We start from the raw sequence: 25,719 nt of genomic DNA on the forward strand, positions 1-25,719 counted from the left end.
TCACCCGCTCACACCTCCGACAGTCGGACGTAGCGCACGATCGCGACGAACGCGGGTGCGCCGAGCACCCCGAGGACCACACCGACCTGCAGTTCGTCGGGGGCGGCGGCCACCCGGCCGAGCACGTCGGCAAGGAGGAGAACGATGGGTGCCAGCAGCATCGTGTACGGCAGGATCCACCGGTAGTCGGGACCGCAGATGAACCGTGCCACGTGTGGCACGACGAGCCCGACGAAGACGATCGGCCCACAGGCGGCGGTGGCCGCACCGGCGAGTACGGCCACCACGGCGAAGGCCGCCGCACGGGTACGGGTGACGTGCTGGCCGAGGCCACGGGCCACGTCCTCGCCGAGCGCGAGGCCGTTGAGGGCACGCCCGAAGCCCAGCGACGCTGCCAGACCGAGCAGCAGGAACGGCGCGACCCCGGTCAGGATCGGGGTGTACCGGCCGGCGAGCGAACCCACCTGCCAGAACCGCAGCTCGTTGAGCGCGTCCACGTTCGTCATCACGATTCCGCTGGTCACCGAGACCAGGCCAGCGGTGACGGCCGCTCCCGCGAGGGCCAGTTTGACCGGTGTGGCACCCTCCCGGCCCAGCGACGCGATCGCGTACACCAGGGCGAGTGCCGTGATCGCTCCGGCGAAGGCGAACCAGACGTAGACGCCGACGCCGCGTACGCCGAGCACGGTGATGGCGAAGACGACGAACGCGGCGGCGCCGGAGTTGATGCCGAGGATCCCGGCGTCGGCGAGGGGGTTGCGGGTGACGCCCTGCAGAATCGCCCCGGCGACGCCGAGCGCGGCGCCGGCGAGGATGCCGAGCAAGGTGCGGGGCACCCGCATCTTCAGGGTGATGGTGCTGCTGATCGACCCATCGCTGTCCAGGTTGCCGAACGCGTGCAGCACCTCCGACAGGCCGATGGAACGCGAGCCCATCGTCACGCTCAGGAACGCGACGACGGCGAGTAGCACGAGGAGGACGGCGAGCCCCGGCCCGAGGGTCGAGGCCCGCCGTACGCCCCGCGTCGCGGCGGGCCTGTGGTATGTGCTAGTCGCCGACATTCGGATCCGCGGCCCTGACCGCCTCGGTCAGCTTGTCCAGCTCGGTGGCGAAGTCGCTGTACGTGTGCAGCCAGAACGCGGGCCAGGACGCGGCGGCCCCGGCCTTGGCTGCCTTGATCTTGAACCAGGTCGGCTGCTTCTTGCCCCACTCCGCGTTGGCCGTGGCGGTGAAGGAGCGGCCGTCCCACAGGATCAGGTCCGGTTGGTACTTGTCCGCGTTCTCCCAGCTGAGGTTCTCCCAGTACGGGAACCCCGGGTCCGGGCTCGCCGGGTTGATCACCTTCAGGCCCCAGCCCTGCAGGTCGAGCAGCTCGGGCGCGTACTCGGGGTTGGCGACGTACACCTTGTCGTCGGCCGGCGACATGGCGGCGACGGTCAGGGTCGGCTTGCCGGCGACCGCCTCCTTGAAGGTGGCGACAGCCGCCTCGAAGCGCTTCTTGTTCGCGGCGAGCTGCGGGCTGTTCACGTCGGCGCCGAGGCTCTCGGCGAGATCCTCGTAACCCTCGGCCAGCGCGACGATGGACTTGCCCTGTGACACTCCGACGACGGGAGCCAGCTCGGCCAGCTTCTTGCTCTTCTCGTCGACGCCTTCCTCCATGCCGCTGTGCGCCTTCTCGGCTGGCCACCAGTCGCCGACGATCAGGTCTGGCCGCAGGGCGGCGGCCTTCTCTACGTCGATCTTGCCCCACTCCTCGCCGAGGATCTCGATCCCGGTGAGGTCGAGGTTCTTCAGGTTGGGGTCGGTTTTGACCGACTCGTCGGCATAGATGCCGGCGGGTTTGATGCCGAAGGACATGAGTGCCGCTGCCTCGCCGGCGTGCGCGATGATCCGGGTAGGGGTCTTGTCGGCCTTGACGACCTGGCCGGACCCGTCAGTGAACGACCAGGGGCCGGAGGCGGCGGCAGTGTCGCCGCTGTCGGAGTCGTTGCCACAGCCGGCGAGCCCGGCGAGTACGGCGCTCAGCGCCGTCACGGCCAGGACCGGACGCCATGCTCGCATGGTGAGATCTTCCGTTCTCTCTGAAAACTGACTGAGCCCCAGGGGCAGAGTTAGGTTAGGCTAACTAAACCTTCCTGTTTTGGCCAGCCAGCATGATCAGATTCACCTGGTCCATGCCTGAGCTGCCGTAACTCGGCCGACGCGGGCGTACGCCCACGACTTGACCTCATGCCGCCACCGCCACCGCCACGCCGCGTGGCGGCAGGGCGGTGGGAGACCGTGGGGCTGCGGACAGCGCCCGCGCTGTCCGCAGTGGAGGCGGCGGTCGGCGGGACGCTATCCGGCTGTCGCGGTCAGGCCATCGCCGCCGCGACCCTCCTCGACGAGCGTTTCGATCCTCGCTGCCACCTGGGGTAGTCCACCATCGCCGAGGTGGCGACCGGTCCGAAGGTCGATGAGGTGGCGGAGGACCGTCAGGTGCTCGGTGAGGTTCGCCGGCCCCGGCGGATAGGTGTTCTGCCGTAGCTCCGCGACGGTGGCGGGGACTGTGGCGACCACGTGGCCGAGTTGGGCCGCCGCCGTCCGGGCGAACTCCACCACGTCGATGCCGGCCGCGCGTGCGGCCTCAAGGGCTCGTAGGAGGCCGAGTTGGGCGTCGTACCACACCCCGAAGAGGGCGAGGTCCCAGACGGCGGCCGCCTCCGGGGCTTCGCCGACAAAGCGCGGGCTGCTCAGCAGCGCGAGGGTCGGCCTGTGCCGCTCGAATGCGTGTCGGGAGCCGCTGTAGAGGATCGTCGCGGCGTTGGTGCCGATCGTCTCGGGTGCGGCTTGAATTCCTGCGTCCAGGTACTGCGCCCCCAGAGCGGTGGCCTGCTGGGCGGCCAGCCGCGCTTCGCTGGCGGTGCCCGTGTACATCCCGACGATCGTCCGCCCGGACAGGTCCGTGTCTTGCTCGGCGAGGCACTGCTGTACCGCCGGATAGTCCTTGAGGGTCAGGAGCGCGAGAGCGGCGGTCGACAGTGCCTCCCGGACGGACCGTGCTCGTCGTGCCCCCGCGGCCACCAGTTCGGTCGTACGACTTTCCGTGCGGTTCCACACCGTGACCTCGTGTCCACCATCGAGCAGTCGACGTACCACCGCGCCACCGATGGCGCCCGTGCCAATGACCGCGACCCGGGGCGCTGACCTCTTCTCGTCGACCATGGCTCGATTCTCAAACATCAACATTACTTGAGGTCAAGTCAAACGTCCGTGGTGACGTGTGCGTGCCGCCAGCCGTGATCAATCACCTTCCTCCCCACAACCGAGCCGGCTTGTTGCAAGATACTTGCAACAGCAATACTGATGCAGATTGCGAGGGGGAGTATCCATGGCCGTCTACCACCTGCCCGACATGCCCTACGACTACGGCGCACTCGAACCGGCGATGTCCGGCGAGATCCTGGAACTGCACCACAGCAAGCACCACGCCGCGTACGTCAAGGGCGCCAACGACGGGCTCGACCGGCTTGCCGAGGCCCGTGACAAGGGGGACTACGCGACTCTGGTCGGCTTGGAGAAGACGTACGCGTTCAACCTGTCCGGGCACGTGTTGCACTCGATCTTCTGGAACAACCTGTCTCCGGACGGTGGTGACCGCCCCGAGGGTGAGTTGGCGGCGGCGATCGACGAGCACTTCGGTTCGTTCGACGGTTTCGCTGGGCAGCTCTCGGCGGCGACGAAGGGTGTGCAGGGTTCGGGTTGGGGTGTCCTCGCCTGGGAACCGCTGAGTCAGCGGTTGATCGTGGAGCAGGTGTACGACCACCACGGCAACGTTGGTCAGGGTTCGACCCCGGTCCTGGTCTTCGACGCCTGGGAGCACGCCTACTACCTGCAGTACCGCAACGTCCGCCCGGACTACGTCGACCGGCTCTGGAACCTGGTCAACTGGACCGACGTGACCAGCAGGTTCGACGCCGCCCGCGCTGCCAAGCCCAAGATCTGACCACGGTGGAACACGCCAGCCCCGCTGCTGACACGGTCCAACGGGCCGCCGGAGTCATTGCCGCCAGGCACCGAGGCGACCTCGACGGAGCGGAGGCGCTGCTCGCCGCATTCCCGACCGAGCAGGCCCGGACCCTCGGCTTCTACCTGCTCGCCGAACTCGCCCTCGGCCTGCTCCGGGCAGAGAGCGGACAGAGCATGGACGACCTGGTGCAGGAGCTGTCCCTGCAACTGGCGACCGAGGCGGATCGCCCGCCGCCAGCCACGCACTGACGTGTGACCCCGTCCCGTCGGTCCGCGCCGGCGGGACGGGCCGTCCGTAGCGGCGGCGCGCCCGGTCCACCTTCCGTTGATGGTCGCCGATCCCCGACCGTCAGTACGCCCTTGTCCGGGCTCGCCCTACCGACGGTAGAGGCGGAAGATGGACGGGGCGACGGACCGTTGGAGGGGAGCGAGTGTGGCTCAGCGGAGGGCGTTGGTGGTTCGTGGCGGGTGGGAGGGCCACCAACCGGTCAAGGCGACAGACCTGTTCATCCCGTTCCTCCACAGTGGCGGTTACGCCGTACGGGTCGAGGAGTCGACGGAGATCTACGCCGATGCCGCCGAGATGGCCGCCACCGATCTCGTCGTGCAGTGCGTGACAATGTCACAGATCAGCTCGGAGCAGGTGGCGGGGCTGAGCGCGGCGGTCGCCGCCGGGACGGGTTTCACCGGCTGGCACGGCGGTGTCGTCGACTCGTTTCGCGCCTCGTCCGACTACCTGCAACTGGTGGGCGGGCAGTTCGCCCACCATCCGGGCAAGGAGCCGTGCGAGCGACGTGGTGGCCCGGAGGACAACTTCCTGCCGTACCGGGTGAACGTCACCGACCTTGGCCGGGAACATCCGATCACTGCGGGGATCGAGGACTTCGACCTGGTCACCGAGCAGTACTGGGTGCTGCACGATGACCTGATCGACGTACTGGCGACCACGACCCACCCGACGCGGGCGTGGCATCCATGGCACCGCCCGATCACCTCGCCGGCGATCTGGACCCGCCTCTGGGGCGCCGGGCGAGTCGTCGTCACGACCCCGGGGCACAGCGTCGACGTCCTGGAGCACCCCAGCGTCCGTACCGTCATCGAGAGGGGGATGGTGTGGGCGAGCCGCACCGCGTCGGCGTAGTAGGTCTCGGGGTCATCTCCCGCGCGTACCTGGACACGCTAGCGAACCACCCGGCGGTGACCATTGCCGCGCTGGCCGACCTCGACGCCGCTCGGGCGGCTGCAGCCGCCGCCACGATTCCGGGTGCGGAGGCGTTGAGTGTCGAGCGCCTGCTCGATCGCCCCGACGTGCAGACGGTGCTCAACCTCACGATCCCGGCGGCACACGCCGACATCTCGCTCGCCACGATCGACGCGGGCAAGAACGTGTACGTCGAGAAGCCGCTCGCCGTCACGTTCCCGGACGGCCGTTCGATCATCGACCGGGCCACGGCTGCCGGAGTCCATGTGGGTTGCGCGCCGGATACTGTCCTGGGCGCGGGTACGCAGACGGCACGTGCGGCTGTCGACGACGGGCTCATCGGGCGTCCGTTGTCCGCTTCGGCGGTCATGCTCACCCCGGGGCACGAGCGCTGGCATCCTCACCCCGACTTCTACTACGTCGAGGGCGGCGGCCCATTGCTGGACATGGGGCCGTACTACATCGCGGCGCTCATCCACCTGCTCGGCCCGGTTCGCGCGGTGGTCGGAGCCGCCAGCCGTCTGCGCACCGAACGCGTCATCGGCTCTGGCCCGCGCGTCGGACAACGGATTCCGGTCGAGGTGGACACCCATGTGACCGGCGTGCTCGAACATGCCGACGGTGCCCTCTCCACCATCACGACGAGTTTCGACGGCGTCGCGACGACGGCCGCGCCGATCGAGGTACGTGGGGAGACCGGGACGCTTGCCGTACCCGATCCGAACCACTTCGACGGCGAGGTCCGTCTCTTCGCCCTCGGCGGCACCGAATGGCGCGTTCTCGAACCGGGAGCGGGCTACGCTGGCGCTTCCCGAGGGATCGGTCTGATCGACCTTGTCGGCGCGACCCCTCGGCGTCCGCCGCGTGCCAGCGGTGGGTTCGCGCTGCACGTCCTCGAAACGATGACCGCTCTCCTCCGTTCGGCCGCCGAAGGCCGACGGATCGAGCTGACGACGGTGGTGGAGCGGCCCGCGCCGGTCCCGCTCACCCCGGCCGAAGAGTGGAAGGCTCACCACACGCACGGACACTGATCCGGCCCGCGCGGGGTCGGAAGACTGACGGGGGGCGGCTCGATGGCCGCCCCCCGGGCATTGCGTCAGCTGTCGGCGAGGGTCGGGATGTAGCCACCGGCGGGGCCGCGGACCGCAGCGGAAACCAGTTCCTTGACCCGGTCGGCGGATACGGGGTTGCCCGGGGCCTCGAAGAACAGGCGCTGGGCGTCCGGCAGGGTCAGGTCCTCCGGAATGGGCGGGGCGTAGGGCAGGACGTAGATCGGAGTCTTGGGCTCGCTGCGCCAGCTGCCGGCGAGGGTGCCGATGTCGACAGCGTCGTAGCCGAGGAGGTCGAGCAGCTGCGCCACCTCTGCCTTGGCAGCCTCGTCGTTGCCGGCGACGGGCAGGGCGCTGCGGTCGGGAGCGCCTGCGGGGCGGGCCCTGCTGGCCAGGCGGGCGTGGTCGACGTTGTTGAACGCCTTCACCAGGCGGGCGCCGGCCAGGTGTCGCTGTACCAGCTCGCTGGAGGTCAGCTCGTCGGTGTCGAGTTCGGCGAGTTGGCCGTCGCGTTGCGGGTAGTAGTTCATCGTGTCGATAACGATCTTGCCCGCGAGGGCGGCTGCGGGTAGCTGCGTGTAGGCGCCGAGCGGGATTGTCGCCACGACCAGATCGCCGCTCCGAGCGGCTTCGGCGGGCGTGGCCGCCCGGGCGTGTTCGCCGAGTTCGGCGACCAGGTCGGCGAGGGTGGCGGGGCCGCGGGAGTTGCTCAGGACGACGTCCAGGCCGGCGGCGACGGCGAGACGGCCGAGTGCGCTGCCGATCAGGCCGGTGCCGATGAATCCGATGGTCTTGGTCATGGTGGTCTCCAGTTCAGGCGGGCCACGAATGCCGTGAGTCCGGTGATCGCCCCGCGCGGCGTGGGCCGGTGCGAGACGGTGAACCTCAAGGTCGTGGTTGACACTGAGTGTCAGGCTAGCCGGTGAGAATCACATCTGCCACCGCACCCGCGGTGTGCGGGTAGGATCACGTCGTGAACGAAGTCGCGGGTACCAGGACCAGGGACATCGCGCGGGCAGCGGTGCGTACTGAGCTGGCGCAGGTTGCGTTCGGCCTGTTCCGCAGCGAGGGTTTCGAGAAGGTCACCCTCGACGATCTCGCTGCGGCGGCCGGCGTGTCGCGCAGCACCTTCCTGCGCTACTTCGGCACCAAGGAGGACGTCGTCGTCGGCGCCTTCGACGTCCTCGGCGAGCGGGTCGCCGAGGCGCTGCGCGCCCGGCCCGCCGGCGAAGACGACTGGACGGCGCTGCGGCACGCGCTCGAGCCCGTAATCGATCATTACCGTCAGGACCCGGCCGGCACTCTCGCCCTGGTCCGGTTGGTGATGGCGACCCCCGCGTTGTGCGCACGCCAGCGAGAGAAGCAGCACGGCTGGCGCCCAGGCGTGGCTCAGGCCCTGGCCGAGCGCAGCCGCCCGCCTGCGATGACAGTCGCCCATGAGGTGCGGGCGGCCGCCGCGCTGGACTGCCTGGACATCTCGGTCGAGCGCTGGGCCGCCTCCGGCGGCGAACTCGGCCTCGCGGACCTGTTGGACGAAGCCTTCGCCGCCGTCGTCCCGCGCTGACGACGGTATCTGTCGGTGCCTGGGCACGGTCGTCCTGCGGCCTTGTTCTCGGGCGGCACCGGGCGGGCGACCGGCGCAGTCTCGCCACCCGTGACAACACCCACGGCGAGATAGCCGCCCGAGAAACTGGAAGACAAGGGGGCATGACGTCCTCGACCTTGTCGTTCGCACACCAGTCGTGGTCGGCGTACCGGCTAGCCTGTCGGCATGCACACGTCTGGGTCCGGGACCGACCGCGATGGCTGACGCCGACGACGTCCGTCACGTGGCACTTGCCCTGCCGCACGTGGCCGAGATCGACAGCGAGGGCTTCGACTTCCGGGTCGCCGACAAGGGGTTCGTCTGGTCCTATCCCGAGCGCCGTCCTGGCCAACCACGCGTCATCCGTACCGACATCGCGGTGTTGCACGTCGGCGACGAGGCGGAGAAGCAGGCGCTGTTGCTCGGCGAGCCCGACATTTTCTTCACCACATCCGCCTACGACGGGCTTCCTCTGGTGATGCTGCGGTTGGCGGAGGTGGATGTCGACCGGCTGAGGGAACTCGTCACCGACGCGTGGCGCATGCGCGCTCCAGAAGCGCTCGCCCGCGACCTCGACGCCGATTCACCGATCCCGAACCTGGGCTGAGCAGGGTCGACGTCAGCGCGACACCTCGGCGGCGGGTAGGTCGAGGATCACCTCCCCACGGCAGAGCCAGTCTCCGGAGTCGTCGGACCCCCGAAACCTCCTGGCGACAGAGGCGGACCTCGTCCCCGGGCAGCTCGCGGGGAGTGGAGCGAGGGCCAGTCGCCGTCCGGTAATCGAAACCCTTTCGCAAACTTTCGGACGGGACCGCCACAGACCGAGTCATCGTGTCTCCCGCAGGCGAAGTGTGTGGGCCGGGTTCGGCGACAGCGAGGAGATCGTCGAGAGTAGATCACGTTTTACCCGTCTGACATCTTGCCGAAACCGTTTTCGTGCGCCAGGCTAGCGACCGAAAGTGAGATCCACCACTTTGGCCCCCAGCGTGAGTGACGGGAGACGAGAACGCAATGAGGACGTACCCGGTCTCTCGCACGGAGGCGGGGCGAACAGTGACGTTGTGTCGGACGTGGACTTCATGAGCCTCGACCGGGCCCCGCTGTGTCGTTGGTCGGGTCACCGCGCACTGCTGGTGCGTACACCGGTGGCGCCGCCAACGGCTCTGTCGAGCCGACATGGTCGAGTGCCTCGCCGCGTCCGCTGACCAGGCGTCCCGGACGTCGAGGGCCGTCGGATGTTAGCGCTAACAATGCTGACGTGTCCGGAACCCCCCCACCCCTCATCCTTTGTCAACGACGACCACATGCCGCTCGAATCCGCCCCGAGGTGCAGCGATGGCGGCGCCTCACCCGTCCGGCCGCATCGACGACAAGGAGGAAAGAACATGATCCATAGACGCGTGCGGAGAGCACCCGTATGGGCCGCCCTGGCCGCCTTGGTGGTGGGAGGGGCGGTCGCCGTGCCATCCCCGGCCCACGCCGCCAGCCCGATCCTGCCCGGCAACGAGGGCGACGTCGGGGTCTACACCAACGGGCAGAGCCACGCCATGGAGATCGGGGACCCGGTCTACGCCAATGTCGGCGACGTTGCCGCGCAGCTCGATCCCGGGGTGCCGTTCACCGCCGGCAGCATGCACCAGTCGATCTTCGAAAAGGATCTCGCCGCCGGCGGCACGGACTACTACCTCGACCGGGTGCTCGGCGTACGCGGAGCTATCGGGTCGGCGGTGCTGATGACCAGGGGCCGTTCCCTCTACATGCGCGGCGCGAGCAACAACAACTTCACCGTCATGGGATTCGCCGGCAGCACGTACGTCGGCGGCCCGAACAACCTCGGCAACCTCTACACCGTCACCGTGCCCGGGCAGACCGTCGCCGAGGTCAACGCCAACCGGTTCAACGCGCCGAGCCACGCCAGGAGCCGGTACACGATCGGCACCACCGGAGTCACCGCCGACCTGACGAAGTTCATCACCTACGACAACGTCGCCGTCACCTCCATCGACTTCGCCAACCCCGGTGGCGCACCGGCGACGTTCACCGTCCGCGCTGCCTCGCCGCTGGCCACCCAACCCGGACACGGACCGGCCGAACTCACCGGCACCCGTACGATCACCAGCGGATCCAACAACGGTCTTGTCGACACCGCGTGGAACACCGTCACGATCGACCTCACCGGCGCCGGCTTCACCCGTACCGGCAGCAACCTCGACCGTGAGATCACCGTGCCGGCCGGCGGCTCGGTGTCGCTCTCGGTCGTCGGCGCCGTCTCCTCGGCGACACTGCCCCAAACGGTCGAGAGCTACCAGGGGTACGCCGCCATGTCGCCGGTCGCGGCCGTGCGCGCCGGCCTCACCGAGTTCAACCGCCGCTGGGCCCAGGACATCCCCTACATCGACATCCCGGACCCCGCCCTGGAGAAGGCCATCGTCTACCGCTGGTGGGGCGAGCGTTACAACAGTCTCGACGCCAACGCACCCGGCCACGTCTACCAGTACCCGACGACGATCGAGGGGGTGAACCTCTACCAGAACGCCGTCGCGCTGACCCAGCCGATGCACCTGCAGGACACCAAGTGGATCCGCACGCCCTACCTGCCGTACGGCCAGATCCTCAACATCGGCGAGCTTTCCGGCTCCTCGGCCTTTCTGGACAGCCCTGGCCACACCAGCTGGAACAACCACTACTCGCAGTACCTCGGCACCGCCGGGCTTGAGGCGTACAACGTGCACGGCGGGGGTACGGAGATCGCCCGCAAGTTCGCCGGCTACTTCGAGGGCGATGGTGTCGGTCAGCTCGAACACTACGACGGCAACGACGACAACCTGATCGCCTACGACACCAACTACATGCCGGGCAACGACGCCGACGCCATCTCCTTCGGATATCCGAAGGTCAACGGCGGCGGACCTGGCGCGCGCACCATCGAGCGGCCCGAGTCGGCGTACGTGTGGGGGGCGTTCGACGCCGCCCGGCAGCTCTACCAGATTTCCGGGGCCGACCAGGCCAAGATCGACCAGACGGCCGCTTCAGCCGACCGCATCCGCGACGCGATCCTCGACCGGCTGTGGAGCCCCGACATGCGGATGTTCCTGGCCGGCACCTCCCACGGGGCCAGCTCCGCGAGCAGCTCCAACGGCAGGGCGAACCCGCTGCCGTCGGCGGCTCGTGACCTGATTCCGGCCAAGGAGTCGAACCTGTACGACGTCTACGCCGAGAACCTCATTCCGTTCGACCAGTGGCAGACGTACGTCGACGGGTACCGCTTCCTCACCTACGGCGACAACTTCCCGATCTTCCCGTTCTACACCGCCAACCAGTACGACCGGACCGCCTACGGCGTCGGCGGCTCCAACAACTTCTCCAACATCAACTTCACCGTCCAGTACCGGGGCGTCCGCTCGGCACTGCGCCACTACGACCCCGAGCAGAAGTACGTCACCCCGGCGTACGCCAAGCGCCTGCTGGACTGGATGGCCTGGAGCATCTACCCGAACGCCGACCTACGCGCCCCGAACCAGGCCGAGTACTACTCCAACTGGAACGCGACCGCGAAGACCTACAACCGCAACAACCCGAACCACGTGATGCTCGGCAACATGAACTACATCTTCGTCGAGGACATGGCGGGCCTCCAGCCACGCTCCGACGACAAGATCGAACTGTGGCCGATCAAGTTCGGTTACGACCACTTCATGGCCAACAACCTGCGCTACCACGGTCACGACGTCACGGTCGTCTGGGACCCGGACGGCAGCAAATACGGCCTGGGTGCCGGCTACAGCCTGTTCCTCGACGGCGAGAAGAAGGTCAGCACCGACAAGCTCGGCAAGCTCACCTACGACCCGAACACGAACGAGGTCGACGTCGAGGACGGCCTCGCCGTCACCTTCGCCGCGACGACCGGGACCGAGTTCCCGAACGCGGTGGGCACCGCTATCACCGACGAGCGCGTCGTCGGGTACCTCAAGACGGCCGGCATCGACCTCACCGAGGACGCACCGAACCTCGCGTCCGGCGCCCAGCTCAGCTCGTCGTACACCCAACAGGGCGTGCGACCGACGCCGTGGCGGCAGTTCCACACGCCCGGCTGGAGTACCACCTCGATGAACTACACCCCCGGCGCGATCAAGGAGACGGAGCGGCCGGTGTCGCTGGCGTCGGTGACCGACGGCGTCACGGCCAACGAGCCGTACTGGGGCAACTACGGCACGACCGACCGGAACGGCTACGTCGAGCTCGACCTCGGATCGGCCACGTCCTTCGACAACGTCAAGGTGTACGTCGTCAGCGACCGGCAGGCCGGTGGCTACCGCGAGCCCGCGCGTTGGTGGGTCCAGATCCCCGACGGCAACGGAGGTTGGAAGGAGGTACCGGGTCAGTTCAAGAACCCGACCGTTCCGTCGGCGAAGTTCAACGAGGCGCTCTTCGAGTCGGTGACGTCGAACAAGCTGCGCATCGCGTTCACGAACAACCCGACCTTCTTCACGGCGATCTCCGAGATCCAGGTGTTCGATTCGGGGCGGGACGTGCCGGACGTCTCCAACCAGGCACCTGAGGTGACGGCCACGCGTGACGGTTCGGCGGACGGCAACCTCTCCACCCGCCTGGTCGGCACGGCGTCCGACGACGGCATTCCCTACGACAACGAACTCACCTTCGGCTGGGAAACCGTCTCCGCCCCGCAGGGGGCGGGCGTGATCTTCTCCGATGCGAGGGCGCTGACGACCCGGGTCACCGGGACGCTCCCCGGCGACTACGTGTTCCGCCTCTTCGCCGACGACGGTGAGAAACGCTCGGAGGCAACGGTCACGGTCACCATCACCGAGCGGGAGGTCGTCGCGGAGTTCGGCTCGTCGGCGACAATCAGCACCAGTGGCACCGCGTCGTGGGAGAACCACCAGCGGGTCAGTGAGGCCAGCACCCCGAGCAATTCGAACCCGGGTGCCGGGACCGGCTGGGGTAACTGGGGTCAGCCGCAGAACGGCACCAGCGTCGAGCGGCAGGCGTGGATCCAGTACCGGTGGACCTCGCCGGTGCGACTGTCGTCGACCGACATCTACTGGTACGACGACAACGGCGGCACCCGCCGGCCCACGGCCACGACCTACGCGATCGAGAGTTCGACCGACGGCACCACCTGGACGCCGGTCACCCTCACCGAGGGCTCGGCATACGCCGACGGTCTGGCCACCAACGCCTACAACCACCTCGACTTCGAGCCGGTCACCACCAGCCAGTTGCGGATCCGCATCTGGGGTGTCCAGGGTGCCGGCGCGGGTACGGGCGTGCTGCGCTGGCGTGCCAACGGCGAAACGGTCGGCTCGGTGCGCTCGCCGGTGCTCATGCGGACTGCCGTGGGACAGGTTCCCACCCTGCCCAGCACGCTTGACGCGGTCTACGCCAGCGGCGCCCGTGGTGCCGTCGGGTTCAACTGGCAGACGATCACGCCCGAGATGGTCGCGGAGACGAACGTCGAACCGTTCGTGGTCTACGGCACGAACGACGCGTACGGCCTGATCGCCGAGGCCCGCGTCTACGTACGGCCCGAGACGTCCCCGGGCGGGATCTCGATCCAGGGCGCCGAGGCGTTCGAACAGACCGTCGAGGTGGGCGAACTGCCCTACCTGCCGAACAAGGTGGAGGTCTCCTACAACGACGGCTCCCGGGACAACCAGGCCATCGGTGTCGACTGGGACTTCGACGAGAGCATCGTCGACACAGCCGGTCGTTACACCATCGTCGGCGACCTGATCCTGCCCGAGTACGTCGGCCAGGCCGGCGCGACCCGGACCACGCTGACCCTCACCGTGGGCGACGTCCCGGAACCCCCGACCTGGGACGTGGAGGTGCAGGCACGTACCCAGTGCATCGGCACCAACGCCTACGTCTCGGTCAGTGCCCGCAACGTCGACTCCGTGCCGCTCACCATCGAGCTGGTCACGCCGTACGGGTCGCGCACGGTGTCCGACGTCGCTCCGGGGAAGTCCGCCTACCAGGCATTCCACACCCGCTCCGGTTCGGTGCAGGCGGCAACCGCGACGGTGCGGGCCACCGGAACCGTCAACGGACAGCCGGTATCAGCGGAGATCGCGGCGCCGTTCGGCGCGGTCAGCTGCGGCTAGCTCTTCCCGGTGGTGGGGGGGGCGCGGGGGGGGGGCCCCCCCCCCCCCCCCCCCCGGGGGGGGGGCCCCCCCCCCCCCCCCCCGGGGGGGGGGGGGGGGGGGGGGCCCCCCCGGGGGGGGGGGGGGGGGGGGGGGGGGGGGGGGGGGGGGGGGGGGCGCCTGGGGGGGGGGGGGGGGGGGGGGCGGGGGGGCCCCCCCCCACCACCCCGTCCACCAGTGAGGAGATCGACACCGTGAACACCACTGTGGGGCGCGGCGCCCTCCCACCCACCCTCGGGCCGTCACGCCGGTTCCGCAGGGCGGTCGCCGCGGCGGCGGTCGCCGTGCTCGCCGCCGGTGGCCTGGTCACGATCGCCGCGCCGGCCCATGCCGCGGACTCGTACACCTTCACCGACACCGTCAATCCCATCCTCGGCGATGGCAGCTACTACTCGGCCGACCCGGCGCCGATCGTGGTGCCGGCCGGCGCTCCCGGCAACGACAGTGGCCGCGACGAGCTCTACATCTACACCGGTCACGACGAGGCCGGGCCGTCCACCAACGACTTCGTGATGAACGGGTGGGGTGCGTTCCGTACCACCGACGTCGACGCCGGCGAGTGGACCCACTTTCCGTCGTTGATGCGCCCGGAACAGGTCTTCTCCTGGGCGACGCCCGCACGGGCCTACGCGGGCCAGGTGATTCAGGGCGTCGACGGGCGCTACTACTGGTACGTGCCGATCAACGAGCGGGACAGCCCGGCGTCGGACAAGTTCGCGATCGGCGTGGCCGTCTCGGAGAGCCCGACTGGCCCGTGGACCGACCACGCGGGCGGGCCGATCATCTCCCAGCGGGTACCCACAGCGAACAACATCCACAACATCGACCCGACGATCCTCGTCGACGGCACGGCCCCGAACCAGCGGGTGTACCTCTGGTGGGGCTCGTTCAGCCAGTTGCGGATGCTGGAGCTCCGGCAGGACATGAAGACCCCGGTCGGCACCCCGCGCTCCGTCACCGGCCTTACCGGCTTCTTCGAGGCGGCCTGGGCGTTCAAGCGCGGTGGCACCTACTACCTGGCGTACGCCGGAAACAACGCCGGCCCGACCTCCCCGTGCACCCCGGCGAACTACCACGCCTGCATCGCGTACGCGACGGCTTCGTCCCCCGAAGGGCCGTGGACCTACCGGGGGACCGTACTGCGCCCGGTTTCCTCGACAACGAGCCACCCGGGAATCCTGGAGTTCAACGGCGAGTGGTACTTCGCGTACCACACCGCCGACGCCACAGGTGGCGGTCACTTCCGACGATCGGTGGCGATCGACCGGCTCGACTGGGACGACACGCAGACCCCGCCACGGATGAAGCTCGTCACGCCGACGCCGGCCAAGGGACGCGACCTCACACCCCGACCGAACATCGCGCAGGACGCGAAGGTCACCGTCTCCAACGAGCCGGTCCCGACGCAGTACTGGGTGAAGGCGCTCAACGACGAGATTGTCCGGGCCAATCCGCTTCCGCCGGACATGTGGGGAACCTGGACGGGCAGCAACCCGCCGCAGCAGTGGGTGCAGTACGCGTGGGACCAGCCGATGCGGATCTCCGGTTCGCAGATCGACTTCTGGAACGACCAGCCGCAGGGCAGCGGTGTGGGCGTCGCCGCCCCCGCCCGCTGGCGGATCCAGTACTGGGACATCGGCACCGGACAGTGGTCGGACGTGCCGAACCCGAGCGGCTTCCCGACCAGCACCCAGGGTCTCCAGAACACGACGTTCGACGCGGTGACGACCACACAGGTTCGCGCGGTGTTCGACGCGTCGACCAACGGCAGCACGTACTCGGCGGTGGCGGTCGAGGAGTGGAAGATCCTTGCCGCGCAGCCGGAGGCCGTCAGCGCACCGGCGGTGACGGTCGAGGTGGGGGAGAGGGAGTTGCCCGACACCGTCGACGCGTCGTTCGGCGCAGCCTCGTTGCGGGTGCCGGTCTTCTGGGATCCGGTGACGCCGGAGCAGGTCGCGCAGCCCGGCACGTTCACGGTCCGGGGCACCGTGCTCGGCTACGCCGCCGGCCGGGTAACCGCGCAGGTCAGGGTGATCTCACCCGGCGACACCGATGGGGACGAGAGTCCGCCGACGCTGACGCTCACACCCAGCGGTAGCGCCGGCAGTGCGGGCTGGTTCCGGTCGGCGGTGCGGGCGCGGATCGTCGGTGTCGACGACCGGGGAGGCAGGCTGACCATCGAGGCGCGGATCGACGACGGTCAGCCGGTGGTGGCGAGCGACGTACGCTCCGCCGACGTCAACGTGTCCGGGGACGGCCAGCACACCGTCACGGCGACCGCTACCGACCGCGCCGGCAACGTCTCGGAGCCCACGACCCTTGCCGTACGCATCGACACCACGGCGCCGGTCAGCGTGGCCACCGTGAACAGCGCCGCCCGGTCTGTCACGGTGACCGCGAGCGATGCGACGTCCGGGGTGGCGAGGATCGAGTACGCCATCGGTCTCGGTGGGTGGACCGCCTACGGCGGTGCGATCGTGGCACCCGACTCGAACCGGCACATCGTGTCGTTCCGTGCGCTCGATGCGGCCGGGAACCTGGAGACGGCCAGGACGGTGGCCATTCCGGCGGACCTGTCCGGCCCACTCAGCGGCAATATCGGTCCGATCGCGACCCCGACCGCCTCCTACACGGCGGGCTGGAACAGCGTCACCGCCCTCAACGACGGCGCCGACCCGTCGAGCCCGAGCCAGGCGCAGATCTGGGGCACCTGGTCCGGCACCCGTCCGGCGACCCAGTGGGTCCAGTACGACTGGGCCCGCCCGGTACGCGTCACCGGCACGGAGCTGAAGTTCTGGCGGGACGCCAACCGTGGCACCGGCGACGGCGTCGCCGAACCCGACGGCTGGGTGCTGCAGTACTGGGACGAGGCCAACTCGGCCTGGCGGGACGTGACCGGGGCGACCAACTACGGCACGAGCACCACCGCGTTCAACACCGTCACGTTCGATCCCGTCACCACGCCACGGGTTCGGGCCACGATCCGGGCCAACGGCAACGGCACCACCTACTCGGCGGTCGCGATCACCGACTGGCGGGTCTTCGCCGACGACCCGGGCGTCCCACCACGTCTGCCCGTCACGGTCACCACGAGGGCCCGGTGCCTCGACGGCAGGGCGTACGTCGCCGTGCAGGCGCGCAACGACCATGACGCGCCGGTGGGCATCGTCCTGGCGACGGCGTACGGCGAACGTACTTTCGCGAATGTCGCAGCAGGTGCCAACGCCTACCAGTCGTTCGGCACACGGACGGTCTCGATCGCGGCGGGTTCGGTGACCGTCCGCGCCAGCGGGACCGTCGCCGGCAGGCAAGTGACCACTGTCCTCACCTCGGAACACCCCGGCCTCAACTGCGCCGGCTGACCCCCCCACCAGGTCCAGCGACCACAAGTGACGATGGAGATCGCATGAGTACATGGAACGGTAAGCGGCTGGTCGCGGCGGGCGCGGCGGGCGCCCTGCTGGCTGGGACGATGGCACTGTCGTCGCCGGCCGTGGCCGAGCCCGGTGACAGCACCGACGTCGAGGTGACGGTCGACATCGCCGAGATCGAAGAACCGGGCGTGCTCGCCATGTCGATCGCCGGCAACGCCGTCGCGCTATCCGAGGACGGTTCGACCCTCCTGGTCCGCCAGTTCGTCGGAACCCTGCCGACGGTATCGGTCACCGACACCCGTACGCAGGAGGAGGTGCCCGCCGGTGCGGCGTGGGCCGTACTCGGCAGCGCGACCGATTTTGTCGGCGGCCCCGGCCAGGCGCCGATCAGCGCCGGACACCTCGGTTGGGCGCCGCGCCTGCTCGACGGCGGCGACAGCGGTCTGGTCGCCGAGGGCGAGGAGGTGGTGACCGTTCTCGACGAGCCGACCCAGCCCGGCAACAACGTCGGTCTGGTCGACCAGGAGTTGTTGGTGTCGACCTTCGACTCCGCGGCGGTCACCGGTGACGCGTACTCCGTCAACGCCGACCTGTACCTGCGTACCCCGGCGGATGTCGCCGCCGGCTCGTACACCTCGACGTTGACGCTCTCCCTGTTCGAATGATGCCCGCGTGGGGGGCCGCGGTGACGCGGCCCCCCACACCGCCTCCCTCCGTCGAAGGATCCCGCGATGATCCAGACCTTGCCGCAGGCGCCGCTGCGGCTGCTCGCCGTGCTGGGCGCGGTGCTCGTCACCGTGCCGATCGCACCCGCCGCCGCTGCGGCGCAACCGACCAGCCCGACGCTGACCTGGGCGGTGCAGCCGGCCAACCAGCAGGGTCCCGACGGTCGCCGGTGGATCGAGCGCACGCTCGACCCGGGTCAGGCGGTGACCGAGCACCTGGTCGTGCGGAACTTCAGCGACGGTCCGGTCGTCTTCGCCCTGAAAGCGGCAGACGGCTACCTCACGGACAAGGGGCGGTTCAACATGCTCCCGTCCAACCGTGAGTCGGTGGACGGCGGCACCTGGATCGAGGTACAGGGGACGGTCTCCGTCGGGCCCAAGGAGACGAAGGTGCTGCCGTTCACCATCACCGTGCCCCGGGACGCCACGCCGGGTGACCACCCGGCCGGCATCGCGGCGACGGTCACGAGCGCCGGGGGCACGGTCGCCGTCGAGAGCCGGGTCGGGTTCCGGGTCATGATGCGGGCCAGCGGCACGGTCACGGCGGCCCTGGCGCTCGACGGCCTCACCGCCACGTACGAGCGCTCGTGGAATCCCTTCTCGTCCGGCACCGTCCACCTCAGGTACGCCGCGACGAACGACGGCAACGTCGCGGTGACCGGCACCGGTAGCGCGACCGTCACCGGGCCGCTCGGCCTGACTGCCGAACATGCCGTCACGGAGGTCGGCGAGATGCTTCCCGGCGGTAGCCGCGAGGTCGACCTGCGCGTCGACGGGGTCTGGGCGTGGGGGCGGCTCAGGGCGAGCGTCGACCTCACCCCGTCCATCCTCGTCGGTGACCCCAACGGAGCCGAGAGCCAGCCGGCCACGGCCACCGACACGATCTGGGTGCTGCCCTGGCCACAACTGGCTCTGGCAGTGCTCGTCGTAGCCTTCGCTCTCACCGTCCGGAACACCACCCGGCGACGTCGGCGGCGACTCGCCCGGTTGCTCGCCGCAGCCCGAGACGAGGGCCGGGCGGAAGCCCGGAGATCCGCTCTTGTCGACGACTCGCCAGACAGCGGCGGGATGTAGCCGGTCACGACCTGGGTGCGGTCGACGACCTCGACGTTCTCCGGAGTGGACCTGAGGTGGCGGTCCCAGGTGGCGGGCTGGGCGCGGCCGTGGCGCGCTGATGGCCGGGCCGGGCCTGGGCGGTGGCGGTGACACCGGCCGTGAGCGATGCGGCCAGGCTGGCGGCCGGCAGGCTCCTGCGACGTGCCGAGATCCAGTGGTTGGTGGAGAGGCCGCGCGGTCGCGGTGACACTGTGGGAGGGGATTACCCGAGCAGGGGGCGAACGTTCTCGGCGAACTGGTACGCCTCCTAAGGTGCGGGTACCCGGAGAGGATGAACTCCTCGACGCCGGCCGCACGGTGTTCGGCGATTCGTTCGGCGACTTCGTCGTGGCTGCCGACCAGTGCCGTCCCGGCCCCACCTCGGACGAGACCGATGCCCGTTCAGAGATTGGTGCGACGACAAGCCGGTCGCGGGAACCGCCGTGCAGGTCGAGCATGCGTTGCTGGCCGACCGGTTCGAGCTGGCATTCGGCGACGGCGCGCCACCCGTTGCCGCCCTCGACGCGGACGACTTCCGGACGCTGCTGCGCCAGCAGGCAGCCACGGTCACGGTGGTGACCGCCTCGGGCACCCCTCCGGTCGGCTTTACCGCGACCTCGTTCACGTCGGTCTCGCTGCGGCCGCCGTTGGTGTCGTTCTGCCTTGACCGGGGCTCGTCGAGCTGGCCAGCCCTGGAGCGCGCCCCTCATGTCGGGGTGCACCTGGTGGGCGAGGGACAGCACGACGTCGCCCGTACGTTCGCGACCAGTGGCATCGACCGGTTCGCCGCCCATACCGGTTGGCGGCTGGGCCCGTACGGGGTGTGCCGCTGCTCGACTCGCCGGTCGCGTGGCTGTTGTGTCGGGCGACCGAACGGGTCTCCGCCGGTGATCACACGATTGTGCTCGCCGAGCCGCTGCAGTGCCGGCACGTTCGCGGTGGCGCCCCGCTGATCTACCACCAGGGCCGGTACGCCTCGGTCGCTTCGGCAACGTGAGGCTGAGGGAGCCGGCGGCCAGCCGGGTCGTACGGGGCAGTGCGCGCGGTGGCGGCCCTTTGCTCCGGGGCAGACGGCGGGGAGCGGCTCCGGTGGATCGAATGGATGCCATCGGAGCCACCAGCTATCGATCGTTGTCGAGCTGATGGGTGCGAGCCGAATCAGAGCGCCGCTCATTAGTCAGATATGTACGGGTTCGCCATAACTTGCCACCTTTTCCCTCGTTCAGTCGTTGACGGGTACCGACACACCGATCACGCCCGTCAGTTGAGCCGAACGGGGGAAAATTCGGTGAGTTCTGTCCTGCGAAGATTCACGACCGCATCCGTGGCGATGCTGGTTGCCGGCTTGGCCACCCTGGGTCTGGGGACGCCAGCCCGGGCGGCGCCCGGCGACGCGAACGCGCGCGGTGTCGTCGTCGACCTGGACGCGGAGGTGCTTGGCATAGCTGTCATCAGCGCCGACGCCACGATTGGTACGGCCACCGCACCGGCTGGCGGCGGCACCGACACCGAGACGCTGCTGGCCGTCTCGATACCTGGGGCGGTCGGCGTGACCACCAGCGGCACCGTTGAGGAGGTCACCGCCACCCGGGCCGCCGGCTCGTCGTCGGCGTTCTCCAGCGTCAACGGACTCAACCTGACGGTGCTCGGAATCGACGTGCTGGACGCGGGCGAGGTGACCGCGACCGCGACCTGCCCGCAGGTCGGCGCCACCAGCGCGGACACCACGCTTGTCGGGCTGGAACTGTTCGGCTCGGCGGTCACCCTTGTGGCCAACGGCCCCAGTGTCGATGGCAGTGCGGCGGTAGTGGTGCCCGGGCTGCTGGGCGCGAGCCTGAACGCCTCGTTGACACGGACCGAGACGACCACCGCCGCCGGCGCCACGGCGGTCACCATTCTGGCCACACTCACCTTGACCGGCACCGTCCTCGGCGTACCGGTGACCATTCCGGTCGGAACCGTGATCGTCGCCGAGGCCAGTTGCGAACGCCCGCCCGCAGCGCCGACCACCGCGTCGATCACGCCGGACGAGGGGCCGCAGTCGGGTGGTCAGACGGTGACGATCACCGGAACCGGGTTCGTTCCGGGTGGTACCACGGTCACGTTCGATGGTGTGCCGGCGACGGGTGTCGCGGTGGCTCCCGGGGGTACCTCGTTGACGGCGGTGACCCCGCCTGGCGCGATCGGCCCGGCGTCGGTCGTGGTCAGTACGGTGAACGGCTCGGCGCCGCCGCTCGGTTACACCTATCTGGCTGACGGCAGTGCGGCAGTGGTCACCGGTCTCACGCCCACCTCCGGCCCGACCGTCGGCGGTACGACGGTGACGATCACCGGGACCGGCTTCACCGGGGCGCTCGGCGTAGATTTCAACGGACTGCCCAGCACCGGGTTCACCATCGATCCGGCGGGCACCACGATCACCGTGGTGACGCCGCCGAACCCGGCCGGACCGGCCGTGGTCGAGCTGGTCTTCCCGGCGGGCACCGCTACCGCGCCACCGTTCACCTACGTCGCGCCGACAATTACGTCGATTGTGCCGGACACGGGTCCGAACACGGGTGGTACGACGGTGACGATCACCGGGACCGGGTTCACCGGGGCGACCGGGGTGACCTTTGGCGACACGCCGGGGACGGATCTGGTGGTCGACCCGAGCGGCACGTCTCTGACCGTGGTGACGCCACCCGGGCCGGTTGGTCCGGTGGACGTCACCGTGCTGATTCCGGGCGCTGACGCGACGGCGCCAAACGGATTCACGTATGTCGACGCGGCGCCGGTCGCCGCGTCGATCGCACCGAATTCGGGGCCGCAGTCGGGTGGTCAGACGGTGACGATCACGGGTGCCGGGTTTGTTCCGGGTGGTACCACGGTCACGTTCGATGGTGTGCCGGCGACGGGTGTCGCGGTGGCTCCCGGGGGTACCTCGTTGACGGCGGTGACCCCGCCTGGCGCGATCGGTCCGGCAGTGGTGGTGGTGACCACGACAGGCGGTTCTTCCGGCCCGCTGGACTACACGTATTTGGCTGATGGCAGTGCGGCGGTGGTCACCGGTCTCACGCCCACCTCCGGCCCGACCGCCGGTGGTACGACGGTGACGATCACCGGAACTGGCTTCACCGGGGCGACCGGGGTGACCTTTGACGGCGTGCCCGGGACCGGGTTCACCATCGATCCGGCGGGCACCACGATCACCGTGGTGACGCCGCCGAACGCGGCCGGAGCGGCCGTGGTCGAGCTGGTCTTCCCGGCGGGCACCGCTACCGCGCCACCGTTCACCTACGTCGCGCCGACAATTACGTCGATTGTGCCGGACACGGGTCCGAACACGGGTGGTACGACGGTGACGATCACCGGGACCGGGTTCACCGGGGCGACCGGGGTGACCTTTGGCGACACGCCGGGGACGGATCTGGTGGTTGATCCGAGTGGCACGTCTCTGACTGTGGTCACTCCGCCCGGCCTGCCCGGTCCGGTGGACGTGACCGTGCAGTTGCCCGGCGACGATGCCACGGCACCCGACGGATTCACGTATGTGGCCGCGGCGCCGGTCGCCGCGTCGATCGCACCGAATTCGGGGCCGCAGTCGGGTGGTCAGACGGTGACGATCACGGGTGCCGGGTTTGTTCCGGGTGGTACCACGGTCACGTTCGATGGTGTGCCGGCGACGGGTGTCGCGGTGGCTCCCGGGGGTACCTCGTTGACGGCGGTGACCCCGCCTGGCGCGATCGGTCCGGCAGTGGTGGTGGTGACCACGACAGGCGGTTCTTCCGGCCCGCTGGACTACACCTACCTTGCCGACGGCAGTGACGCCGACGTGACCGGACTGACGCCGACGACCGGGCCGACCTACGGCGGCACCACGGTGACGATCACCGGGACCGGCTTCACCGGGGCGACCGGGGTGACCTTTGACGGCGTGCCCGGGACCGGGTTCACCATCGATCCGGCGGGCACCACGATTACCGTGGTGACGCCGCCGAACGCGGCCGGAGCGGCCGTGGTCGAGCTGGTCTTCCCGGCGGGCACCGCTACCGCGCCAGCGTTCACCTACGTCGCGCCGACGATCGCCTCGATTGTGCCGGGCACGGGTCCGAACACGGGTGGTACGACGGTGACGATCACCGGGACCGGGTTCACCGGGGCGACCGGGGTGACCTTTGGCGACACGCCGGGGACCAATGTGGTGGTTGATCCGAGTGGCACGTCTCTGACTGTGGTCACTCCGCCCGGCCTGCCCGGTCCGGTGGACGTGACCGTGCAGTTGCCCGGCGACGATGCCACGGCGCCCGACGGATTCATCTACCAACTCGCCCCGCCGGTCATCGACACGCTGACTCCGGGCGGGGGACCGACCGGTGGCGGTACCACGGTGACGGTGGATGGTTCCGGGTTTGTCCCGGGCCAGACCGTGGTCACGATCTGCGGCCAGACCATCCCGGCGAGCGAGGTCACCGTGGCGGCGGACGGGCGTTCGTTGAGTTTCCGTACGCCGGCCTGCCCAGCCGGAAACACCACGGTCCTCGTGACCACCGACGGCGGAAGCTCCAACGGGGTCACCTTCCGCTACACCGCGCGGATCCTGCCAGTGACCGGTGACACCGTCACCGCGCCGCTGACCGCCGGCGCAATGCTGGTCCTCATCGGCGCCTCCATGGTGCTGCTGACCCGACGCCGGCGGCCTGCCGGCCGGATCGGCTGACCAACTGCCCCGGCCAGGGCCTGATCGGGCCCTGGCCGGGGCACACCATGAACGAAACCGACCAGCAATACGGGGTCGCCGACGACCATTCACCGACGGCCGACAACAAACGGAGGAGTTGAACGGCCCAGGTCCGTGAGGTCGTTGCCGTGGAGGGCGGCCGGCGATTCCGTACGGACAACGGAGAGTACTCGTACCGGATGATTCAGACGATCCCGGTCTCCGTGAGTAACCAGCCCGCGGTTACCTCGACCTCCGTTCGGTACAGAAAGCTCGACTGCCGGTTACCGGTCCGGACGTACGGCGGCCAGCGGCATCGGCAGCCGGGTGCCCGTACGAGGTCAGTCGCGGGTTTCCGAGTCGGCTTCCGCGATGTCCAGCAGCGTGAGCGGCGTCTGCCGAAACGATCGGTCGGTGTCCGGGAGGAGCCGCCACTCTGACGGGGTGCATCCGTACTGCTGTTTGAATGCGCGAGAAAACGACGAGTGGTCGGGATATCCGGACCTCCGGGCGATGGCCGAGACCGACACCAACGCGTTGGCGGGGTTGGCCAGCGCGCGGGCTGCCCGGCTGAGCCGTTCTGTCCGGATCCACTCGCCGAGTGTCACGTTCATCCCCGCGAGCACCGCGTACAGGTAGCGTTTCGAGATGCCAAAATGAGCGGCGAGCTTGTCGGCGCTCAGCTCCGGGTCTCCCGCATGGGAGCGCAGGTACAGCATGATCCGCATGCCCAACGTCCGGCTGAGCGGTTGTCGGCTGAGAGACTCGTCGCCACCCGCGCTTGCCAGCAGCGCGCGGAGCAGGTCGATCGTGGGATGTGCGAGTGACGCCGCGTGCGCCCGGGACAGTTCGGGGAGCCCGGCCAGTTCGGTCAGGTACTTGTTGACCAGCGGCCCGAGTGGGCTGTGACCGATATTGCGGACCATGACGTCGCGGAGAAACAGGTAGGGCAGGCCCAGTTCCTCGATGGTTACGGTGACGGACCAGGCCCGGGTCGGCTCGTCTGCCTGGAGTCGGAGAGCGTCCCGACTCCAGTACGGCACCATGGACCCTGACCGTTGGCGGTCCAACCGCCCATTCTGCTCGATCATGTACGGTCCGGACGAGACGGTCAGAATCAGTCGTGGCACCGGATCTCTTCGCGCGAGGTTCGCGGACCGGAGTCCGTGGAAGTTGTCGAGGGCAGTCTGGGTGACGTTGATGCCCGCGAAGTAGCGGTCCAGGTGCTGGAATCTGACCGCGCGGCCACGGTCGGCCGGTCGCGCGCGGAACGGCACCGAGCAGTTGCGGGCCGCCTCGTCGAGGACTTCCACCCGGGACGACGGATCGCCGTCGGTCAGGTTGAAATAGCGCATCTTGAGGTCCTCCGATCGCCGGTCAGGGCGAGAGAGCGGCCTGTGAGACCGCGTACGCACCGCTGAGATTGATCCACGCCTGCACCGAATACACCATGAGGATCACGCCTCGCGGCGCATCGGCCAGCACCGGCGCGAATGCACTGGCCAACCGGATCACGCCGACCACATTGGTGTCGAGGTGCGCCGCGACGGCACTGAGGTCACCCCCACCGAGGGTTACCGGAGGCCATTCCGGCATGCCGTCGTTGTGCAGCAGAATCGTGGCATCGGAGGCTTCGGCCGTGGCCCGCGCGATGGTACCGGTGTCGCGTACGTCGAGTTCGACCGCGACCACCCGATCGCTCGGCCACTCGCGGGGCGCGTCCGCCGGTGTAGACCCGATCCGCACCTTCGGCGAGGAACCGGCCAACGAAGAGCTCACCGAGGTCCGACGACGCGTCGGTGACGAAGACAACCTCTGA

At 69.2% G+C, this 25,719-nt stretch carries 17 protein-coding genes and 2 pseudogenes; 12 read left to right on the forward strand and 7 right to left on the reverse strand.

Annotated features, from left to right (window positions below; genetic code table 11):
* Nucleotides 1-8: 8 nt before the first annotated feature.
* The 3 genes from ACIBF5_RS19215 to ACIBF5_RS19225 all read right to left on the reverse strand — a co-directional run bounded on the left by ACIBF5_RS19215 (nt 9) and on the right by ACIBF5_RS19225 (nt 3,204).
* Nucleotides 9-1,061 (reverse strand): FecCD family ABC transporter permease, encoded by a 1,053-nt coding sequence (locus ACIBF5_RS19215; protein ID WP_396813359.1) that lies wholly within the window; start codon nt 1,059-1,061, stop codon nt 9-11.
* The gene (locus ACIBF5_RS19220; RefSeq protein ID WP_396813361.1) at nt 1,048-2,061 is read right to left on the reverse strand and encodes an ABC transporter substrate-binding protein; all 1,014 of its coding nucleotides are present in this window, start codon (nt 2,059-2,061) and stop codon (nt 1,048-1,050) included. The genes ACIBF5_RS19215 and ACIBF5_RS19220 overlap by 14 nt, the downstream gene beginning before the upstream one ends.
* Nucleotides 2,062-2,337: 276 nt before the next feature.
* The gene (locus ACIBF5_RS19225; RefSeq protein WP_396813363.1) at nt 2,338-3,204 is read right to left on the reverse strand and encodes an NAD(P)-binding domain-containing protein; all 867 of its coding nucleotides are present in this window, start codon (nt 3,202-3,204) and stop codon (nt 2,338-2,340) included.
* A gap of 166 nt (nt 3,205-3,370) precedes the next feature.
* Here ACIBF5_RS19225 and ACIBF5_RS19230 point away from each other — a divergent pair, with 166 nt between their 5' ends.
* The 4 genes from ACIBF5_RS19230 to ACIBF5_RS19245 all read left to right on the forward strand — a co-directional run bounded on the left by ACIBF5_RS19230 (nt 3,371) and on the right by ACIBF5_RS19245 (nt 6,240).
* Nucleotides 3,371-3,985 carry a superoxide dismutase gene (locus tag ACIBF5_RS19230; protein WP_396813365.1) on the forward strand — a complete coding sequence of 205 codons (615 nt, stop codon included), beginning with the start codon at nt 3,371-3,373 and terminating at the stop codon, nt 3,983-3,985.
* A 5-nt stretch (nt 3,986-3,990) separates the two neighbouring features.
* Nucleotides 3,991-4,257 carry a superoxide dismutase gene (locus ACIBF5_RS19235; protein ID WP_396813367.1) on the forward strand — a complete coding sequence of 89 codons (267 nt, stop codon included), beginning with the start codon at nt 3,991-3,993 and terminating at the stop codon, nt 4,255-4,257.
* A gap of 184 nt (nt 4,258-4,441) precedes the next feature.
* Nucleotides 4,442-5,149 (forward strand): ThuA domain-containing protein, encoded by a 708-nt coding sequence (locus ACIBF5_RS19240; RefSeq protein WP_396813369.1) that lies wholly within the window; start codon nt 4,442-4,444, stop codon nt 5,147-5,149.
* Nucleotides 5,122-6,240: a Gfo/Idh/MocA family protein gene (locus ACIBF5_RS19245; RefSeq protein WP_396813371.1), complete on the forward strand. Its 1,119-nt coding sequence runs from the start codon at nt 5,122-5,124 to the stop codon at nt 6,238-6,240. Before ACIBF5_RS19240 ends, ACIBF5_RS19245 begins: the two co-directional genes overlap by 28 nt.
* A 65-nt stretch (nt 6,241-6,305) precedes the next feature.
* On the opposite strand, the gene ACIBF5_RS19250 is transcribed toward ACIBF5_RS19245, so the two are convergent.
* A complete protein-coding gene (locus ACIBF5_RS19250) occupies nt 6,306-7,058 on the reverse strand; it encodes an NADPH-dependent F420 reductase (RefSeq protein WP_396813373.1) in 753 nt (250 codons plus the stop codon).
* Between the two features lie 173 nt (nt 7,059-7,231).
* On the opposite strand from ACIBF5_RS19250, the gene ACIBF5_RS19255 reads away from it, so the two are divergent.
* From ACIBF5_RS19255 to ACIBF5_RS19280, 6 genes are all read left to right on the forward strand, one after another.
* Complete coding sequence (locus ACIBF5_RS19255; protein ID WP_396813375.1) at nt 7,232-7,822, forward strand: TetR/AcrR family transcriptional regulator; 591 nt, start codon at nt 7,232-7,234, stop codon at nt 7,820-7,822.
* A gap of 238 nt (nt 7,823-8,060) precedes the next feature.
* Nucleotides 8,061-8,450, forward strand: a complete 390-nt coding sequence (locus ACIBF5_RS19260; protein ID WP_396813377.1) for an MmcQ/YjbR family DNA-binding protein — start codon at nt 8,061-8,063, stop codon at nt 8,448-8,450.
* Nucleotides 8,451-9,228: 778 nt separating this feature from the next.
* On the forward strand, nt 9,229-13,968 hold the full coding sequence (locus ACIBF5_RS19265) for an Ig-like domain-containing protein (protein ID WP_396813379.1): 4,740 nt from the start codon (nt 9,229-9,231) through the stop codon (nt 13,966-13,968).
* A 233-nt stretch (nt 13,969-14,201) separates the two neighbouring features.
* On the forward strand, nt 14,202-17,369 hold the full coding sequence (locus ACIBF5_RS19270) for a family 43 glycosylhydrolase (protein WP_396813381.1): 3,168 nt from the start codon (nt 14,202-14,204) through the stop codon (nt 17,367-17,369).
* A 44-nt stretch (nt 17,370-17,413) separates the two neighbouring features.
* Nucleotides 17,414-18,046, forward strand: a complete 633-nt coding sequence (locus tag ACIBF5_RS19275) for a hypothetical protein (protein WP_396813383.1) — start codon at nt 17,414-17,416, stop codon at nt 18,044-18,046.
* 66 nt (nt 18,047-18,112) lie between these two features.
* Entirely contained in the window at nt 18,113-19,180 is a 1,068-nt protein-coding gene (locus ACIBF5_RS19280; RefSeq protein ID WP_396813385.1) for a hypothetical protein, read from the forward strand.
* Nucleotides 19,181-19,424: 244 nt separating this feature from the next.
* Here the strand turns inward: ACIBF5_RS19280 and ACIBF5_RS19285 are convergent.
* Nucleotides 19,425-19,680: pseudogene (locus tag ACIBF5_RS19285) on the reverse strand (alkanesulfonate monooxygenase); the annotation flags it as partial.
* A 3-nt stretch (nt 19,681-19,683) separates the two neighbouring features.
* Here ACIBF5_RS19285 and ACIBF5_RS19290 point away from each other — a divergent pair.
* Both ACIBF5_RS19290 and ACIBF5_RS19295 read left to right on the forward strand, forming a co-directional pair.
* Nucleotides 19,684-20,198, forward strand: a pseudogene (locus ACIBF5_RS19290) (flavin reductase family protein).
* A 186-nt stretch (nt 20,199-20,384) separates the two neighbouring features.
* A complete protein-coding gene (locus ACIBF5_RS19295; RefSeq protein WP_396813388.1) occupies nt 20,385-23,900 on the forward strand; it encodes a beta strand repeat-containing protein in 3,516 nt (1,171 codons plus the stop codon).
* Between the two features lie 341 nt (nt 23,901-24,241).
* Here ACIBF5_RS19295 and ACIBF5_RS19300 read toward each other — a convergent pair whose 3' ends face one another.
* Both ACIBF5_RS19300 and ACIBF5_RS19305 read right to left on the reverse strand, forming a co-directional pair.
* The gene (locus ACIBF5_RS19300; RefSeq protein WP_396813390.1) at nt 24,242-25,255 is read right to left on the reverse strand and encodes a helix-turn-helix transcriptional regulator; all 1,014 of its coding nucleotides are present in this window, start codon (nt 25,253-25,255) and stop codon (nt 24,242-24,244) included.
* A 22-nt stretch (nt 25,256-25,277) separates the two neighbouring features.
* Nucleotides 25,278-25,679, reverse strand: coding sequence for an SDR family NAD(P)-dependent oxidoreductase (locus ACIBF5_RS19305; protein WP_396813392.1), 402 nt, complete (start codon nt 25,677-25,679; stop codon nt 25,278-25,280).
* Nucleotides 25,680-25,719: the final 40 nt, after the last annotated feature.

Origin of the sequence: Micromonospora sp. NPDC050417, from assembly GCF_044458865.1 — a bacterium.
In the GTDB taxonomy this organism is placed as follows: domain Bacteria; phylum Actinomycetota; class Actinomycetes; order Mycobacteriales; family Micromonosporaceae; genus Micromonospora_G.

Bases quoted from the DNA above. Each gene is read 5' to 3' on its own strand.
- ACIBF5_RS19265 (WP_396813379.1), top strand. From the start codon at position 9,229: ATGATCCATAGACGCGTGCGGAGAGCACCCGTATGGGCCGCCCTGGCC.
- ACIBF5_RS19280 (WP_396813385.1), top strand. From the start codon at position 18,113: ATGATCCAGACCTTGCCGCAGGCGCCGCTGCGGCTGCTCGCCGTGCTG.
- ACIBF5_RS19300 (WP_396813390.1), bottom strand. From the start codon at position 25,255: ATGCGCTATTTCAACCTGACCGACGGCGATCCGTCGTCCCGGGTGGAA.
- ACIBF5_RS19225 (WP_396813363.1), bottom strand. From the start codon at position 3,204: ATGGTCGACGAGAAGAGGTCAGCGCCCCGGGTCGCGGTCATTGGCACG.
- ACIBF5_RS19230 (WP_396813365.1), top strand. From the start codon at position 3,371: ATGGCCGTCTACCACCTGCCCGACATGCCCTACGACTACGGCGCACTC.
- ACIBF5_RS19260 (WP_396813377.1), top strand. From the start codon at position 8,061: ATGGCTGACGCCGACGACGTCCGTCACGTGGCACTTGCCCTGCCGCAC.
- ACIBF5_RS19250 (WP_396813373.1), bottom strand. From the start codon at position 7,058: ATGACCAAGACCATCGGATTCATCGGCACCGGCCTGATCGGCAGCGCA.
- ACIBF5_RS19295 (WP_396813388.1), top strand. From the start codon at position 20,385: ATGTACGGGTTCGCCATAACTTGCCACCTTTTCCCTCGTTCAGTCGTT.
- ACIBF5_RS19220 (WP_396813361.1), bottom strand. From the start codon at position 2,061: ATGCGAGCATGGCGTCCGGTCCTGGCCGTGACGGCGCTGAGCGCCGTA.
- ACIBF5_RS19215 (WP_396813359.1), bottom strand. From the start codon at position 1,061: ATGTCGGCGACTAGCACATACCACAGGCCCGCCGCGACGCGGGGCGTA.
- ACIBF5_RS19275 (WP_396813383.1), top strand. From the start codon at position 17,414: ATGAGTACATGGAACGGTAAGCGGCTGGTCGCGGCGGGCGCGGCGGGC.